The organism is Streptococcus sp. HMSC065C01, assembly GCF_001813525.1.
Classification (GTDB): Bacteria; Bacillota; Bacilli; order Lactobacillales; family Streptococcaceae; genus Streptococcus; species Streptococcus parasanguinis_V.
In genome coordinates this window covers 1-803 of sequence record NZ_KV812836.1, presented here as the reverse complement: position 1 = coordinate 803, position 803 = coordinate 1, and the positions used below count along the sequence as shown (strand labels likewise).

Sequence of the window (803 nt, the reverse complement as noted above, 5' to 3'; positions counted from 1 at the left end):
GAACTGGCTTCGCCAAAGGGCGTAAGAGAATCTTAAGGGTATGATAATGACTCCCCAATGAGATTGGCTGGGAAAGCGATGGTAATTGACGCAAAGCACCTTGCTAAACGTTGCCACCGTGGAAAGAGGGATCTTTCCAACCAAATAACTTTTCTTTACTGCTGTCTATCTAATTAGATAGACCTACTCTCAAGCTACTAAGTTCTTTCCTTTTTTCACTTAGTAGCTTTTTTACTTATTACAATAAAGGAGAAAAATATGACAAACTTTTTTCGCACTACAATGTAAACGACTCTATGATAACTATGAATTCACCTATGGCATGTTTAGCGAATCTGATAAACTACAAGCTAAACTCTATGCTCAAGCTCAAATTGATTTAGACCATCTCGCAGATGATGCTCGTAGAAATGGCTATGCTCATGGGGATATTCAATTCTATAGTCGTATGTTTAAACGCAAACTTTTTACACACTATTACTCAAGAGTGAAGCAACTAGCTTAGCTCTTTTTATTTTACACTCAGAAAGGAAAATCTTATGATCTCAGAAACACTTAAAATGAAACCAGAATTTATTGGCCCTGCTTACTACGAACGTTTAGGAGATGCTCCTAAATTTATTTTTGGAAAAGAAGGCAAATACCAACGTCACATCCTAAACAGCGCAGAGCACGGTGCCTTTCATGTCATCACACCAGCTTCTACAACGGTCATTCCAGAAGATGCTCTAGTAGAAACTGTTAACCCAATCTTTTTCCCAGATACTGCTCTAAATGGCAATACTGTTGCACCTTATCTCAAT

2 protein-coding genes are annotated in these 803 nt (G+C 38.0%); both read left to right on the top strand.

Going from position 1 to position 803, the window contains the following annotated elements; translation table 11 throughout:
- The first annotated feature begins 322 nt into the window (after positions 1-322).
- On the top strand, positions 323-505 hold the full coding sequence (locus HMPREF2918_RS02485) for a hypothetical protein (RefSeq protein ID WP_000490640.1): 183 nt from the start codon (positions 323-325) through the stop codon (positions 503-505).
- A gap of 34 nt (positions 506-539) precedes the next feature.
- Positions 540-803, top strand: a 264-nt coding sequence (locus HMPREF2918_RS02480; RefSeq protein ID WP_070594499.1) for a cytoplasmic protein, incomplete at its 3' end; no start/stop codon positions are given.

Coding starts and splice junctions, on each gene's coding strand:
- HMPREF2918_RS02485 (WP_000490640.1), top strand. CDS start 323: ATGTTTAGCGAATCTGATAAACTACAAGCTAAACTCTATGCTCAAGCT.